This is a genomic window from Actinokineospora spheciospongiae (assembly GCF_003182415.1).
In the GTDB taxonomy this organism is placed as follows: Bacteria; Actinomycetota; Actinomycetes; order Mycobacteriales; family Pseudonocardiaceae; genus Actinokineospora; species Actinokineospora spheciospongiae.
Genome location: NZ_QHCP01000023.1, coordinates 1 through 13,239, shown reverse-complemented (window position 1 = coordinate 13,239; position 13,239 = coordinate 1). Strand labels below are relative to the sequence as shown.

Sequence of the window (13,239 nt, the reverse complement as noted above, 5' to 3'; positions counted from 1 at the left end):
ATATTCCTGTCTCCATGCGGCAGCGCAGGAAGGTTTCCCGTGCAATCCGTTCACGGCTCCCGCGAAGCGGAAGATTTTCCAGACACGATGAGCCGCGGGCGCCCAACGGGCTTCTCCGGAGGTGGCAGGGTCCGGGCCAGATGAACCACACCGGCGACGCCGTAAGTGCCGTTCACGTGTCCGACACCACGGCGGGTGAACCTCCACTTGTCGCCCTGGTGCAGCTTCTCCGCGCCCTCGACCTGGACGTTCAGCAGCGGGTCATCGGAGTGGAGAAGCTGCCCCGAGTCGACGACGTCGGCTAGGCCCATGCACACCGCGGCGACGTCCTTGCGGATCTCGTCGACCTCGACGCCCTTGGGTGGCCACGCCGGGCCGCGGTCGCGCTGGCGCTGCGAGAGCGCGGCCAGCATGACCGCGGCCGGGCCGTCGGGGAACCAGCCGAACACGGCCGGGCGCACCCGGGCCACCAGACCGGGCAGCGCCTTCCGTGCGGCGAGCAGGCAGCCGCGCCCGGACCACTGCTCGACGACCTCCACGCGCACCCGGTCCGGCTCCTCGCCCTCCTCGTCGGGGACCATCGCACCGGCCACCAACACGGCGTGCTGCGAGTCGATCGAGACATCGAACACCAGCGCGACCCGGGCACCGGGGGGCATCGGACCCGGGCGGCTCGACGCGCGCCACGCGACGGTGTCGATGGCGGGGTCGAGGTTCGGGACCTTCCTGCACATGGACTCGGTGAGGAACCCGGCCAGCTCCTCACCGCCCTTCGCCTTCACCCGCCGCGCGTCGGACAGCATCGGTCCCTCGCGGAAGCGGCGGTTCAGGTTCGGGTTGGCCATGGCCAACGCCACCACATCGGTCGGGTCGGACCCTTCCGGTGACGACCACTCGAACAGCCCTAGGTCTTCGTCGCCCTCGCCGGTCTCGATGAACGTCAGCGCGGAGCCACGCAGCGAGTCGAGGACCACGGCAGAGTCGTCGCCCTGGTTGGTGATGGCCCACGCCTGGGCATCCTCGACCGCCGTCATGGCGTTGTAGGCCGCGTTCCATGCCGACCAGCTCGCGTGCTCGCGCAGCTCGTCGAGGATGAGCCGGTGGACCGTCAGCGACCGCCCGCCCCTGCGGTTGCTCGCGGCGATCTTGTAGCGCACCGATTCGCGCGGTCGCGGTCGGATAGTGAGGGTCTGCTCGCCGTTGGTCTCGCGCTTGTACTTGCGCGGGTCGCACTTCTCCCACAGGTCGGGCGTCAGCTCGACGAGGTCCACGGCCTTCTGCCATGACTCCTTGGCGTAGTCGAGGTTCGTCGAGGTCCCGAGGATGAGGGGGCGCCGCTCGACGAACATCCAGAACAGCGACAGCACGACCAGTACGTGGGTCTTGCCGTTCTGCCGGGCAACGAGTACCAGGATTTTGCGGAATCGGGGGCGGCCGTCCGGAAGCAGCTCGCCGCCGTGGATCACCAACCAGCGCTGCCAGGGGTCCAGCGGGACGCCCAGCACCTGGACTGCGAACCGCACGGCAGCGAACCCGTAGCTCGTCGCCCGGGTCAGTGCACACCCACACCCGCACGGCCCCGGCGGGCCGGTCACCAGCGGGCGAGTCCAGAGCCTAGGGAGCGTCCGCCCCAGAACGAGCGTCGTGCTCGTCTTGGAGGTCGTCGAGGGCTGACCGCTTCCGGGCACCGTTGTCCCCCTTCCCCTTGACCACGGCTGCGCGCGCCCGCGGCGTCATCCCCAGCTCGACGAGCGCGGCCAGCAGCAGCGGCCCCAACTTGGCCAGAGCGGCGGCGTTCCCCTCGTCGATCTCCGCGGCGTACTTACGGGCAAGCGCGACCGCGCTGCCGTCCTCCGGTTCGACCTTGACGTGCTCCAGCGCGGCAGTCAGCGCGCGACCAAGCCCCGGGGCTGGATCATCCGACACACCCACCACCTCCTGCTCAAACCTGTCCAGGTGGCCAGTATCCCACGAACCTCTACCTAGGTGGAGGTCACTAGAGCTGGACTTAGGTAGAGGTCTGCGTGCATGTGTTTGCGCAGGTCAAGCCGCATCGGCCAGCGCGACCGCCGTGCGATCGGCGACGGACCCGGGGAGAGAGAGGACATAAGGGCGTGGGTGTCCGCCCAGGGGTGGCCACCGGGAAAACCGGAATGCATTCGGGACCCCGGAATGCACTCGGGCCCCGGCGTGAACCGGGGCCCGAGTGGGTGGGGTGGGGTCTACTGCTGGTCGGCGGAGTGCACGCGCTCGAAGATCTCGAACCGCTCGGTGGTCTTGACCGGCCGGTAGCGGTAGGCGCCCGCGGTGTCGAGCGTGATCTCGCCGTGCTCACCTCGTTCGAGGTTGGCGAGCAGCTCGTGAGTCACGGCAATGCGGTCGTCGGCCTGCTCGACGGTGGTCTCACCGGTGTCGTAGTTGTGCTTGAGCGAGGCGGTCCCGTAGTCCTGCGGGTGCTTACTCACGGTCGGTTGCTCCAATCCGTCATAGGCCGGTGCGGAGTGCTGCCCTTGTTCGGGTCGCCGACGGCGAGGTTGCACGCGGTGCACGCGGCCACCATGTGCGCCGGGTCGTCGCCGGTCACCGCCCGCCCCTGGGTGTGGTGCACACAGTCGGCCAGGCCGGTGCAGACCCCGGGTAGGGCGAGCCTGCACCGGCCGCCGTTCTCGACGACGTTCGCGGCGAGCACCGCGGCGCGCAGCTTGCGCCACCGGCGCGTGCTGCCACCCCGCCACGCCGTGCTCACCTCGACCACCTGCCGCGGTCGGCGCCGGGGCTAGTACTGCGGGCAGATGTTGCGGTGCGCGGCGCGGACGCCCTGCACAGCCGTGCGGTAGCCCTCGCTCCAGTCCGGCAGGTTGAACGGGTACATGGTCCGGGCCGCCTGGTGCTCGTCGAGGCCGCGGGCGAGCAGCTCGCACGCGGTGTAGCCGAAGCTGAGGATCGACCGGTCGTCGATGTTGCGGTCGCTGCCCCAGTAGCCGGACCTCTGCACCCACCGCTGTGCGGCGAGGTACCCGGCCTCACCGGTCGGCGCGGCGGCCGTGGCGGTCGAGGCAGCGGGGACGGCAGCGACGAGCAGGGCGGCCAGGGCGACGGCGACACGGCGGATGTGCACGAGGTGGTCCTCTCGGGGCGGGTGATTAGTAAGACGCTCGCGGGGCCGTAGTCGTTACGGTCGCACGGGTGGATTCGCTCGAATGGCCGCATCGGTTACCGGCCGGACGCCGGGCGGGCGATCTGGTAGCCCGCGGCCTCCAGCGCGGTGAGCGCGCGGGCGGCGTCGGCGAGTACCTCGGCCTGGTCGTCCTCGGTCAGCTCGTCGAGCGGGCCCAGGACGCGCGTGAGGGCCCCGGCGTCGAGTTCCCACCGGACGGCGAGGCTGTCGGCGATGATGCGCACTCGGGCGTCGGTGATGTCCCTCATCCCGTCACCGGCCCTTCCGGCGCGGCGTGCGGTCGGCGGCGGGCGGCGGGGCGGTCTGCGCGGGTCGCACCTCGGCGTAGACGCGCACGTCGCTGGCGAAGCCCCCACGGGCGGGGTACTCGCGTTCGCTCTTGGCGACCTCCATCGCGGTCGACAGGAGCGAGAGCACCTTGTCCACCTCGGCGCGGTCGCCGACGAGTCGCAGCTTGACGGTCATGGTCGTTCCCTTCGGGTTGTCCACTTCTTGGCAGGTCTGGTCACATGCTGTCCCAGCAGGTGGGGCATGGTCTGTCGCCGTCCGGGTCGTCGGTCGGGTTGCCGCAGTCGAGCGGGCACGGGTGGGAGGCTGGTTGGTCGGGTGGGGGGCTGTCGTCGCCGTCTGTCCTGTGTGGAGTGTGCGAGTACCCGTCCCGACCTGGACCCTTCCCTGCGCTGTCGCGCGGGTGGTCGGGGGTGCCGGTGGCGTGCTTGGGGCGCGGTTCGGGGTCACCGGCGGGCACTGGTGGCGGCGTGGGCTTGTCGTGGTGGCGGTCCGGTGGTCGCTCGTCGTCACCGACGGTCCGATCACCGTCGATCCGGTGATCGGTTGGTGGTTTGTCGGTGATCGTGTCGGTGATCGCGGGTGCGGATCGGTCGATCAGGTGGAGGTCGCGCAGCACCATGCCGTCCGTGCGCCACCGGGCGATCTCGGCGGGGGTCGGCACCGGCAGCAGCCGCATGTCCGCCTCGTCGGGGGTGCGGTGTCCCTTGAACTCGTTGCACCGGGCACAGGCGACGGCGAGGTTCTCGCCGTGCTCGCCCGCGGGCTGAGTGGGGTCGACGTGGTCGTAGGTGAGGATGCGGCGGCGGTCGCGCGCCCGCACGGCCTTGGCGGACAGCGGCCCCGACCGGCAGTAGCGGCACGTCCACCCGTCCCGTTCGGCAACGGCGTGCTTGAGCGTCGGGTTACGCAAGTCGGCCGCTTGGGCGCGGTCGAGGGTCACTCGGGCCCGCGATCGGTTGCGCTTGAGGAACTTGTGTACCCGGTAGGCGTGGTGCTGCTTCCACTCGCCGTCCCCGAGGCACTTGCACTCGTCGCCGGGGCGGTGCAGCCGCGGCGGGCGGCCCAATACGGACTTGGTGAGCGCGTCGATGATCCACGCGCGGTCACGGGCGCACTTGAGCGCTTGGCCCTCGGTGAGGTAGCCGTCCACGTTGAACCGGCCCGCCTCGGTGTTCATCCGCGCCCACGTGGCCTCGATCGCGTCGAGCGCGGCCAGGCGCTGCGCGGGCGTGCGGGCGCTGCTGTGGTGCTCGACGAGCGTCGGCCACATCGGGTCATCGGCGTGCCGGTCGTCCATCAGCGCGAAGACCACACCGGGTCCTTTCCGTGATGCGCCGAAGCGCCGCGGGCAGTGCCCGCGGCGCGTTCGGGGTGTGGCTGGCCAGTCACCGTCATCCGGTCCTGCCCGGGATGTCGGCGACGCGCCCGCGGGCACGGCGTCGGCGCTTGCTCTCGCGGGCGGTCTGGTTCTCGCAGGGGCGGCAGACCCACCCGGAGCCGCCCGCGCGGGGGCGGCTGGTGGCCTCGGTGCGGGGGTGGCCGCGCAGGCAGAGTTCGGCGATTCGGCCGGAGGCGATGTCGTCGACCAGGGTGGCGCGGGGGCGGGCGACGCGGACGCGCCCGGGGTGGCGGGGCTGGCGGGTGGCGCGGCGGTCGTCCTCGGTGAGGCCGCCCCACACCCCGTAGGGCTCGAACGTTTCGTCCGCGATGGCGTGCGCGGTGCAGGCGAAGATGATGGGGCAGCGGTGGCAGGTGGCGCGAGCGGCTGCGGTGTCCGCTTCGCTGAGGCCGTACCAGAGTTCGGGGGTTTCACTGCTGGCGCAGGCGCCGGTGGTGAGGTCGATCATGCTGTGTCCCGGGTGGTGTCGAGGTGGGTGGTCCAGGCGAGGAGGTGTGCCGCGGGCTGGTCGACGTCCACCATGGCGGCGAGGGCGACGGTGGCGGCGAAGAGCCGGGCGGGGTCCTCTGTGGCCCAGATGGTGAGGCGTCCCCAGAGCTGTCGGGGGTCCAGCTCGCGGACGTCCGCGGCGAGATCCATGGCGTCCGTGTGGGCGCGGTCGGCGAGTTCGACGGGGTCGCCGGGGATGTACGGACAGGCCGCGTACTCAGCGGCGATCTCCCCTGCGGTGGGCCGGTCGGACATGGTGGTGTCCTCTCGGAATGGCGCGGGCCGGGCAGCTCCGTGCTGGGCACTGCCCGGCCCGCTGCTGAGTGGATTGCGTCGTGCCGGTCAAGTGGTGATCAGTTGTCGCGTTCTTGGGCGGCCCACCACAGCCGCCAAGCGGTGCGCAGGCTGATGCCGACGCGGTGTGCGATGAGCCAGAACGGGTAACCGAAGCCGCGCAGCTCGACCACTGCCGCCTCCCGTTCGGCAACGGTGAGCCGGGCCGGGGGCGATCCTGCAACAGCGCGCTCAACGGCGATCTCGTCGATGTAGTCGTCACCGCGGCGGCAGGTGCGGCAGTAGTTGCGGCCGTCGCGGGTGCGGTCGGTGTCGTGTCCGGCGTGCTCGGCGGCGAATGCCGCCCGCGCGTCCGCTGTGCGCCGGGCCTGGTGAACGGCGGCGTGCTCTCGCTGGCAGTCCGGGCAGACCGCGCCAGGGGCGAGGCAACTGCGGTCGTGGCCGCGAACACAGGTGGCGGTCCGCTTCGTGCCCTTGAGCGAAGACGGCTTCCGGGCGCTGGCGCCCGGGGCTGGTGGTCCGGTTTCCGGGCGACCGTGGGCGATCCATCGGCTGTAGCAGGCAGTGATGTAGCCGTGCCCGCGGTGCGGTCCTGTGCGCCCGCAACCACAGGCGCACAGGATGGCGCGCCTGCGGGCGGTGTCGATCCCGGTCATGCCGTTCCCCGATTAGCTTTGGCGGTGGCCTTGGCGAGCGCCTCGGGGATGGCGGCGCCCTCTGCGAGTGCCTCAGCCGCCCACTCGTCGGACGCGCCAAGCAATCCGGCCTTGGCGGCGGCGGCGTGTGCGGCCCGGTCGACGGGCAGGCGCGACCAGTCGAGCCCGGCCGCCGCGATCAGTTCCGCCATGCGGCGGGCGTGGCGAGCGGGCAGGTCCGCGCACGGCAGGCACATGCCGGATGGCTGATGCACCAGCACCCACAGGCCCGTGTACCCACCGTGCCGGTCGCTCACCGCGGGCACGAGCAGCAAGTGCCGTTCGGCGGTGCGCTCGCCCACGAGGTCGAGCGGGCCGTGCGTGGTGCCCACCCGAACGACGGCGAATTCCGGCCCGCCCGGCTCGCCCGCGGCGATGAACCCGCCGCTGTCGTCGAGGATGACCCGGCCGTGGTGCAGCACCACCGGGGCGGTGCGCCAGTCGGCTTCGCCGCGCACCAGCCATCCGCGGTCGTAGTACTCGGTGCGGGTGTCGGACACCATGCCGTGGCAACCGACCGTGCCATCCCCGCACAGGTGCAGGATGTTCGACGGGGTCCACGGCCCGCCCCTCGACCGCTTTCGGCGGTGGTGCATGGTGTTCGCGCGGGACTGTCCGCACAGCTCGCACAGGTCGCCTGAGCGGTGGCGGACGATACTGCGGCACGCAGTCTCGTTCACGATGCACCACCGATGATCCGGGCTACCACGTCGTCGACCTGGTCCGGGCGCACCAGCACCGTGCGGGCGGTGGCGCCGTCCGACGGGCCCACCACACCCAGCAGCTCCAGGCGGTCGAGCAGCACACCGACCATGGCCTTGCCGACGCGCAGCCTGCGCTGCAACGCTGAGCGCGATCCACCCTGCGTGGTGATGACCACCGCGGCGGCTTCGGCGAGCAGCTCGGGCGTGATCCGCGCATCGTCGGCAACGGCGTCCCCCGCCGCGACGGGGGCCGAGGTCAGCTCGGCGTCGGTGAACATCGACTCGGTGGGCGGACCGTCGGGCGCGTCGTCGTCGGCGGCGGTCCACTCGGGCGGGTCGAGGTCGATCGGCGGGGCTGCGGCCTTGGCGCGGCCGGTGGGCACCCGCGGCGGCAGGGTCGGCCGGTAGATCGGCGCGTCCGGGGCGTCGACCGCCGCCGCGGTGGACATGTCCGAGTAGGACGAGGGGATGATGACGCCGCGGTAGCTCAGCCCGATCTGCACACCGACCGGACGGCGCTGGTGAGTGCGATAGGTCTCCACAGAATCCTTGCGGCGCTTGGCGATCGCGCAGAACGCCGCGAGGTCCTGCGGGGCGAAGTCCGTGCGCAACCGGGCGGGCACGTCTTTGCCAAGGAAGCTGTCGTGCACGGTGGCCCAGGTCTCGACGTCGGCGAGCACGGCCCACGGGGTGCGCGGGAAGTCGTTGAGCGGGCCCGCCTTGAAGCTCGTGCGCCACGCGTCGGCGCACTCGAACAGCCTCGTCTGCGGCAGGTCCTCGACAACCTCGACGACGTCCCCGGACAGCCTGACCGCCACGTGGTGCTTGGGGTCGTTGTCCTTCTCTCCCTTGCACTTTTTGCGCAGCACGGCGATCAACCCCTGCACGTCGTCGAGGCGCAGCAGCGTCGGCCGCAGGTCACCGTCGGCCACCTCGGCGGTGTGCCCGATGGTGGTGTTCGACATCGACAGTCCGGCCAACACCGTGGTGGTGCCGGGGCTGTCGGTGAGCACGCCGCGGTCGGAGTAGATGAGCACCCCGGCGATGGACTTGCCCACCTCGGGGTCCTGATGCGCGGTCAGCGCGAGGTCGGAGAGCATCCCCACCAGGCGCGAGGTCTGAATGCGGATCATCGGTCCTCACCGAGCAGCCCGGCGGCGTGCAGGTCGTAGGCGCACATGAGCGCCTGCGCGCGGCTGGCGGTCGAGGTCGCCAGCGCACCGGCGGCGCGGGCGACGACCTCGGGGTGCGAACTGGCCAGCCGGGTTGCCCACGGGTCGGCGACGTCCGGAACGGCGTCGAGCCCGGCGACCTCCGCGGCGGATGAGGTCGGCGCCATGGTGCGCAGCGCGGCGAGCACCGCGCGGGCGATCATGTCCGGCACGTGCGTGGGCTTGTCCGGCAGCACCCCGTACGCCTCGCGCCCGGCCGCCAGGGCGACGGCGAGCACGTGCGCGGCGCGCGGCGCGGCCTCGGCGAGCGCGGGCGGCAGGCCGGTGCGGTCGGTGCCGACGAGCGCGGCCAACACCCCGACGAACGGCTGCTGCGGCCACGCCTCGATCTGCCGGTGCGAGAGCCGGTGCAGCCCGCCGAACGCCCTACCCGTGAGCGGGGCCCACGGCAGGTTTGGGCTGTCGGTGAGGACGTAGCGCAGCGCGAACCGGTCGGCGGTGTCGTGGGCGGGGTGGATGCGGATGGTCAGGACCTCGTCGTCGCCGGGCCAGACCGGCGGCGGGGTGGCGGGGGTGGTGCTCATGGCGTGTCCGATCGGGTCGCGGGCTGGTGACCGGGGTCGCCAGCGCTGGCGGTGGTGGTGGGGGTGGTGGCGTCGAGCCGCACGAGCGTCGCCAGCCCGGTCGCCAGGCCGAGGGCGATCACGGGGACGCACGCGACCGCGACGGTGACCCCGTCCGGGGCGACGGTGATCCCGGCGGCGCGCAGTAGGTGGCTGGCGACCTGGGCGGCGGCGCCGATCACCAGCCCGGCGACCGCCGACCACCGGGCCATGCGGTGGGCGCGGCTGGTGGCGGCCGACGTGAGCCAGACGTGCAGGGCGTACCCCGCGTACGCCTCGACCGACAGCGGCAAGGAGATGGCGGTGTTGATTTCCAGCCGGTCCCAGATCCCCGGCAACGGGCGTACCAGCCCGAACCCCGTCATTCCGCCCAGGTCAACCCACCCGCCCCACAGGGCGACACCAGCGGCGAACGCGATCACCACCAGCGGCCACGGGTGCCCACCAGGGGCCCGCCACCACCGGCGCGGAGTCGGGGCCGCGGGCACCGGCGCGGGGTCCGGCGGGGCGGGCCGCTCGACCGGGGTGGCGGGCTCGACCGGGCGAGCAACCGGGGTTGCTGGCGGGCTGGCGGGCGGGGTGTCGCCAGGGTCACCAGCCACCACCAGCGCGCCACCCACCAGCGCCAGCGCGCCGCCACCATTGGTGGTCTCGGCCTCGATCGTCGCCAGCGCCTGGCGCACCTGGTGGTCCGTGCCCCCGGTCAACTTCATCAGCGTGGGGCGGCCGGGGCGCTGGCGGCCGAAGCCGTCAGCCTCAGCCAGCGCGGCGCGGACCATGTCGAGCACGGTCGGCTCGTCGGCGGTCACGGTGTCCTCGGCGTTCACCCGGTCACCGCCGCCCGCTCGGCGCGCAGACTGGCCTGCGCCGCCTCGAAGGCGGCCCAGTCCACCATCGCGACCCGGAACGCCAACAGGTCGGCGTCGCGCATGGCGTCACGGGTCACCGACGACACGGGGTAGCACGCCGCGGCGTCGGAGTACGCGGCGGACAGCAGGATGTACGCACGGGCCACGGCCTCCTGCGCCGCCGCCAGGTCGCCACCGTCGACACCCGGCAGCACCGCCTCGTACGCCTTCGCCGCGGTCACCGCCTCGCGCGCCGCCGCGAGCCGGGCCAGCGCGTGCCGCCGCCGGGTCGCGGCCGTCAGCGCTGAGGGCGTCACCGCGCACGCACCGGGAAGTCAACGAGGACGTCGGCGAGCATCTTCCGCCCGGCCTGGAGCGCGTTCAGCAGGCCATCAACGGCGGCCAGGCCGACGAGGTCGACGTTGCCATTGATGGTCAGGGACGGCGCGCTGGTGAGCACCTTGCCGTCTCGCCGGGTCTCCATGACGCTGAGCGTCACGGCGACCGGCGAGCCGTCCGGGCAGAAGTCGCGGACGTGGAACCGGTGCGGCCAGTCCCCGGCGTCCGGGGTGTCGAACGCGTGCCCGTCGTCCTCGGTGCACCAGTCCGGGCAGGGGCCGACGGCCAACTTGGCGGCGGCGGCGGACGACGCGCGGATGGTGTCGAGGATCTCGGCGGCCATCTGCTCTGCGCGCGGGGCTTGCACCAGCTCGACGAGGCCGCGCAAGTGGTGGATGAACCGGAGGGTGCCGTCGATGGTGAACTCCCCACCGGTCACCTCAATGGTCGGGGCGGACCGGGTGACGCGGGTCTGGCCGTCGCGGTCGACGTCGAGCGAGTCGTCCACCGCGAGCGTGGCGAGCACCGGCTCGTTCTTGCACCCGGTGGTGATCGCGAGGTGGTGCTCGTGGCGGACGGTGGCGAACAGCTCGCGTTCGAGCTTGGACTCGGTGGCCCACGCGGGCCTGGGGATCGAGGTCGTAGACTTGTCGGTGGACACGCGGTTCTCCTCGTGGATGTTGATGATCGTGTGGCCAAGTCGACCCGGCGTTCGCGCGCCGGGTCGACGCCTGGGGTTCTGGTCGGCGCGGTCGCGCCCGCTCACCTACGCCGCCCCGCACGCGCCGCGCGCGTCGGCTTCTCGCCGCGAATCCAGCGGTCCAGGTCGTCCTGGAAGATGCTCCAAGTCCCGCCCGACACCCGCTGGTGGCCCACCAGTTCACCGGCGCGGAGCGCGCCCAGGATGGTCTTCTCGTGCCGTCGGGCCCGGGTGGCGGCGTCCCGGACGTTCAGGACCGGGTTGTGGTCAAGCATCACGGTGCCCCGTGTGAGTGAAGTCTCAGACACTCTCTGTTCCCTTTCGTGACATTCCGTGCGCCCTGAGTGGGTAACTAGTGGGTAATTTCTGTAACCCTCCGTTCCGCTCCCGGACGCTACCCGCCGACTTCTGCGCACGCAACCACAGGTCCTGAGCTGCCCTGACTCATAGCGCTGACATGTTTCTGTCTAACAAATCTCGGACGTACCGGGAGATGCACAAACATGCCCACTCGATCCAGTCCGTACACGCTGCGCTCCCATACGTGCCCGATCGGTGACTAGACATGCCCGTCTCCTTCCCTGAAACTTGCTCGCATGACCACACCACCGGCTGGCACCTCCCGGAGCGCTGGCGCCTCTTCCAGCCCTGACGAGGACCAGCGCAGCGCCTTCGGGCAGGAACTGGAACAGGCCCGCAAAGAGCGCGGGTGGTCGGTCGATGACGCCGCCACCCGGGCCGGGATCGCGCGCAAGACATGGGCGCGTCTGGAGGACGGATTCCCCGTCAGGGTGTCGACGCTGCGCGATCTCGAAACCGCTTTCCACGCACCGGAAGGCAGCATTGCGCGGGCTTACTACGGCACCTCGACCCTTCGCGACGCCCTCTCGCAACCGCTTCCACCGACCACCGGTGGTGGCCGCCCGGCAAGTCCCACCACCGTGGAGGACGTATTCGAGTCGGCCCAGCAGCTCGACCTTCCGGACCTACTCAGGCTCCGAGAACGGATCGACGCCGTTGTCACCTACTTGAGCGCGCGGCGCAGTCGGTCGCTAGAGGACCTTCTCAAGCAGTTCGAGGAACTCACGCGGGAATGGTCGCATGAGGACAGGGAAAGCCTGCAACGTCGATTCCGGGAAAGTAAAAATGGCCTCATATGAGAAGCTGCCATCAGGTCGATACCGCGGCGTTTATCGGGATAGCGCGGGAAAGAAGCGTTATACCCCGGCAACGGACAGAGCCAAGGACGCCAAGGACGACGCGGTGGCCGCGCAGGCGAAAGCGCAACGGACCGCCCAACGCGAGCAGGGGAACACCCGGGCCCGCATCACCTGGGGCGACTGGTGGGACCTGATCATGGACGGGTACGTCGAGGAGTCGGATTACCTCGCCGTCACGCAGGACCTTGTCCGGGCTTACCTCATGCCACGTTGGGGTGAGGTGCCGCTCAACCAGATCCGGCAGGGCGATGTCAAGAAGTGGATTGAAGCCCTGAGTAAGGGCCGGGCGCCGGTGGATATGCGGAACCCGCGGTGGAAGCCCCGGCCGCTGTCGGCCTCCTACGTCCAGCGGATCGCATCGCCCTTGTGGATCTCGATTGCGCAGGCGATGGAGGAGGGCGTCCTCGACGCGAGTCCGGTCGCCGGGGTTCAGTTGCCGCGACGTGTGCGTAAGCCGCGCGCCTACATGACCACCGAGGAAATCCCGGAGCTGACCGGCGAGATGGGTTCGGCCTACGCCGATGCGGTCGAGTTCTTACTCGAAACCGGCCTTCGCCCGAGCGAGTTGACTGGCCTGCATCACCACCGGATCAACCGCCGCGGGAAGGTCGCCGTCCTCACCGTCGCCGAAACCTATGTCCATGGGCTCAAGAAGATCCGGCCATGGCCCAAGGACCGCGACGCGCGGGAGATCCCCCTCACCGACCGCGCGCTGTCGATCCACGACCGGCGCACGGCCGGGCGGGACATGACCAAGCCGTGCGGCCTTGAGCACCTGCGCGGCCAGTCGTGCCGTAGCGCGCTCGTGTTCCTCACCTCGACAGGCAAGCCCCTCACCCGGCAGATGCTTCACCGGGCGCTGGTCGCCGCGGCCCGAGCCGTTGGTGCCGACCCGAAGTCGGGTTACGCCCTGCGACACGGGTTTGCGACCCGGCTTGCGGAGGCTGGCCTCGACCCGTTCGCCATCGCTGAAGTGATGGGGCACGAGGACATCAATCTGTCCCGGCAGTACGTCGAGGTGACCACCAAGCACCGCGGCCGGGTGCTCGCCGCCCTCGGGCAGGAACCGCGCAAGCTGACCGTCGTCGAGGACGACGAGCGTGGGACACGTGGGACAGAGCGTGGGACGGACTCCTCTTCCGACACATCCGCAGAAGCTCCCAAACGGCGCGGGCGCCGGGCCCTCTGAGCTGCGCCAACCGTCCGATTCACTCCCCCTGGTGGCGCTGCCCCTCCCATTCGAGTTTCCCCACGTCGCGGCTGTTGTCGCACGTGCAGTACGTGTGG

At 71.1% G+C, this 13,239-nt stretch carries 20 protein-coding genes; 2 read left to right on the top strand and 18 right to left on the bottom strand.

What is annotated here, in order from left to right; genetic code table 11:
* Nucleotides 1-50: 50 nt before the first annotated feature.
* The 18 genes from DFQ13_RS32630 to DFQ13_RS32550 all read right to left on the bottom strand — a co-directional run bounded on the left by DFQ13_RS32630 (nt 51) and on the right by DFQ13_RS32550 (nt 11,007).
* Nucleotides 51-1,523, bottom strand: coding sequence for a terminase large subunit (locus DFQ13_RS32630; protein ID WP_233438687.1), 1,473 nt, complete (start codon nt 1,521-1,523; stop codon nt 51-53).
* Between the two features lie 91 nt (nt 1,524-1,614).
* Nucleotides 1,615-1,926, bottom strand: a complete 312-nt coding sequence (locus DFQ13_RS32625; protein WP_110082600.1) for a terminase small subunit — start codon at nt 1,924-1,926, stop codon at nt 1,615-1,617.
* Between the two features lie 296 nt (nt 1,927-2,222).
* A complete protein-coding gene (locus tag DFQ13_RS32620; RefSeq protein ID WP_110082599.1) occupies nt 2,223-2,465 on the bottom strand; it encodes a VCBS domain-containing protein in 243 nt (80 codons plus the stop codon).
* Complete coding sequence (locus DFQ13_RS32615; RefSeq protein ID WP_110082598.1) at nt 2,462-2,746, bottom strand: hypothetical protein; 285 nt, start codon at nt 2,744-2,746, stop codon at nt 2,462-2,464. The genes DFQ13_RS32620 and DFQ13_RS32615 overlap by 4 nt, the downstream gene beginning before the upstream one ends.
* A 30-nt stretch (nt 2,747-2,776) precedes the next feature.
* Nucleotides 2,777-3,118: a DUF732 domain-containing protein gene (locus tag DFQ13_RS32610; protein ID WP_110082597.1), complete on the bottom strand. Its 342-nt coding sequence runs from the start codon at nt 3,116-3,118 to the stop codon at nt 2,777-2,779.
* Nucleotides 3,119-3,213: 95 nt separating this feature from the next.
* Complete coding sequence (locus DFQ13_RS32605; RefSeq protein ID WP_110082596.1) at nt 3,214-3,426, bottom strand: hypothetical protein; 213 nt, start codon at nt 3,424-3,426, stop codon at nt 3,214-3,216.
* Between the two features lie 4 nt (nt 3,427-3,430).
* A complete protein-coding gene (locus DFQ13_RS32600; protein WP_146241437.1) occupies nt 3,431-3,643 on the bottom strand; it encodes a hypothetical protein in 213 nt (70 codons plus the stop codon).
* Between the two features lie 40 nt (nt 3,644-3,683).
* Nucleotides 3,684-4,781, bottom strand: a complete 1,098-nt coding sequence (locus tag DFQ13_RS32595; protein ID WP_110082594.1) for an HNH endonuclease — start codon at nt 4,779-4,781, stop codon at nt 3,684-3,686.
* A 79-nt stretch (nt 4,782-4,860) separates the two neighbouring features.
* Nucleotides 4,861-5,316 (bottom strand): WhiB family transcriptional regulator, encoded by a 456-nt coding sequence (locus DFQ13_RS35845; RefSeq protein ID WP_110082593.1) that lies wholly within the window; start codon nt 5,314-5,316, stop codon nt 4,861-4,863.
* The gene (locus DFQ13_RS32585) at nt 5,313-5,612 is read right to left on the bottom strand and encodes a hypothetical protein (protein ID WP_110082592.1); all 300 of its coding nucleotides are present in this window, start codon (nt 5,610-5,612) and stop codon (nt 5,313-5,315) included. The genes DFQ13_RS35845 and DFQ13_RS32585 overlap by 4 nt, the downstream gene beginning before the upstream one ends.
* A gap of 98 nt (nt 5,613-5,710) precedes the next feature.
* The gene (locus DFQ13_RS33410; protein ID WP_146241436.1) at nt 5,711-6,307 is read right to left on the bottom strand and encodes a hypothetical protein; all 597 of its coding nucleotides are present in this window, start codon (nt 6,305-6,307) and stop codon (nt 5,711-5,713) included.
* Nucleotides 6,304-6,849, bottom strand: coding sequence for a hypothetical protein (locus tag DFQ13_RS32580; protein ID WP_110082591.1), 546 nt, complete (start codon nt 6,847-6,849; stop codon nt 6,304-6,306). Before DFQ13_RS32580 ends, DFQ13_RS33410 begins: the two co-directional genes overlap by 4 nt.
* Before the next feature lie 173 nt (nt 6,850-7,022).
* Nucleotides 7,023-8,183 carry a DNA translocase FtsK gene (locus tag DFQ13_RS32575; RefSeq protein WP_110082590.1) on the bottom strand — a complete coding sequence of 387 codons (1,161 nt, stop codon included), beginning with the start codon at nt 8,181-8,183 and terminating at the stop codon, nt 7,023-7,025.
* A complete protein-coding gene (locus DFQ13_RS32570) occupies nt 8,180-8,806 on the bottom strand; it encodes a hypothetical protein (protein ID WP_110082589.1) in 627 nt (208 codons plus the stop codon). The genes DFQ13_RS32575 and DFQ13_RS32570 overlap by 4 nt, the downstream gene beginning before the upstream one ends.
* Nucleotides 8,803-9,672, bottom strand: coding sequence for a hypothetical protein (locus DFQ13_RS32565; RefSeq protein ID WP_110082588.1), 870 nt, complete (start codon nt 9,670-9,672; stop codon nt 8,803-8,805). The genes DFQ13_RS32570 and DFQ13_RS32565 overlap by 4 nt, the downstream gene beginning before the upstream one ends.
* Nucleotides 9,669-10,010, bottom strand: coding sequence for a hypothetical protein (locus tag DFQ13_RS32560; protein WP_110082587.1), 342 nt, complete (start codon nt 10,008-10,010; stop codon nt 9,669-9,671). The genes DFQ13_RS32565 and DFQ13_RS32560 overlap by 4 nt, the downstream gene beginning before the upstream one ends.
* On the bottom strand, nt 10,007-10,693 hold the full coding sequence (locus DFQ13_RS32555) for a hypothetical protein (protein WP_110082586.1): 687 nt from the start codon (nt 10,691-10,693) through the stop codon (nt 10,007-10,009). The genes DFQ13_RS32560 and DFQ13_RS32555 overlap by 4 nt, the downstream gene beginning before the upstream one ends.
* Nucleotides 10,694-10,794: 101 nt before the next feature.
* Nucleotides 10,795-11,007, bottom strand: coding sequence for a helix-turn-helix domain-containing protein (locus tag DFQ13_RS32550; RefSeq protein WP_146241435.1), 213 nt, complete (start codon nt 11,005-11,007; stop codon nt 10,795-10,797).
* Between the two features lie 321 nt (nt 11,008-11,328).
* Between DFQ13_RS32550 and DFQ13_RS32545 the strand changes: the two genes are divergently transcribed.
* Together DFQ13_RS32545 and DFQ13_RS32540 are read left to right on the top strand one after the other, a co-directional pair.
* Entirely contained in the window at nt 11,329-11,892 is a 564-nt protein-coding gene (locus DFQ13_RS32545) for a helix-turn-helix domain-containing protein (protein WP_110082584.1), read from the top strand.
* Between the two features lie 103 nt (nt 11,893-11,995).
* Complete coding sequence (locus DFQ13_RS32540; protein WP_181400260.1) at nt 11,996-13,141, top strand: tyrosine-type recombinase/integrase; 1,146 nt, start codon at nt 11,996-11,998, stop codon at nt 13,139-13,141.
* Nucleotides 13,142-13,239 lie beyond the last annotated feature (98 nt).

Excerpts from the sequence above, each read along its gene's own strand:
- DFQ13_RS32605 (WP_110082596.1), bottom strand. The coding sequence starts at position 3,426 with ATGAGGGACATCACCGACGCCCGAGTGCGCATCATCGCCGACAGCCTC.
- DFQ13_RS32600 (WP_146241437.1), bottom strand. The coding sequence starts at position 3,643 with ATGACCGTCAAGCTGCGACTCGTCGGCGACCGCGCCGAGGTGGACAAG.
- DFQ13_RS35845 (WP_110082593.1), bottom strand. The coding sequence starts at position 5,316 with ATGATCGACCTCACCACCGGCGCCTGCGCCAGCAGTGAAACCCCCGAA.
- DFQ13_RS32585 (WP_110082592.1), bottom strand. The coding sequence starts at position 5,612 with ATGTCCGACCGGCCCACCGCAGGGGAGATCGCCGCTGAGTACGCGGCC.
- DFQ13_RS33410 (WP_146241436.1), bottom strand. The coding sequence starts at position 6,307 with ATGACCGGGATCGACACCGCCCGCAGGCGCGCCATCCTGTGCGCCTGT.
- DFQ13_RS32580 (WP_110082591.1), bottom strand. The coding sequence starts at position 6,849 with ATGGTGTCCGACACCCGCACCGAGTACTACGACCGCGGATGGCTGGTG.
- DFQ13_RS32575 (WP_110082590.1), bottom strand. The coding sequence starts at position 8,183 with ATGATCCGCATTCAGACCTCGCGCCTGGTGGGGATGCTCTCCGACCTC.
- DFQ13_RS32570 (WP_110082589.1), bottom strand. The coding sequence starts at position 8,806 with ATGAGCACCACCCCCGCCACCCCGCCGCCGGTCTGGCCCGGCGACGAC.
- DFQ13_RS32550 (WP_146241435.1), bottom strand. The coding sequence starts at position 11,007 with ATGCTTGACCACAACCCGGTCCTGAACGTCCGGGACGCCGCCACCCGG.
- DFQ13_RS32545 (WP_110082584.1), top strand. The coding sequence starts at position 11,329 with ATGACCACACCACCGGCTGGCACCTCCCGGAGCGCTGGCGCCTCTTCC.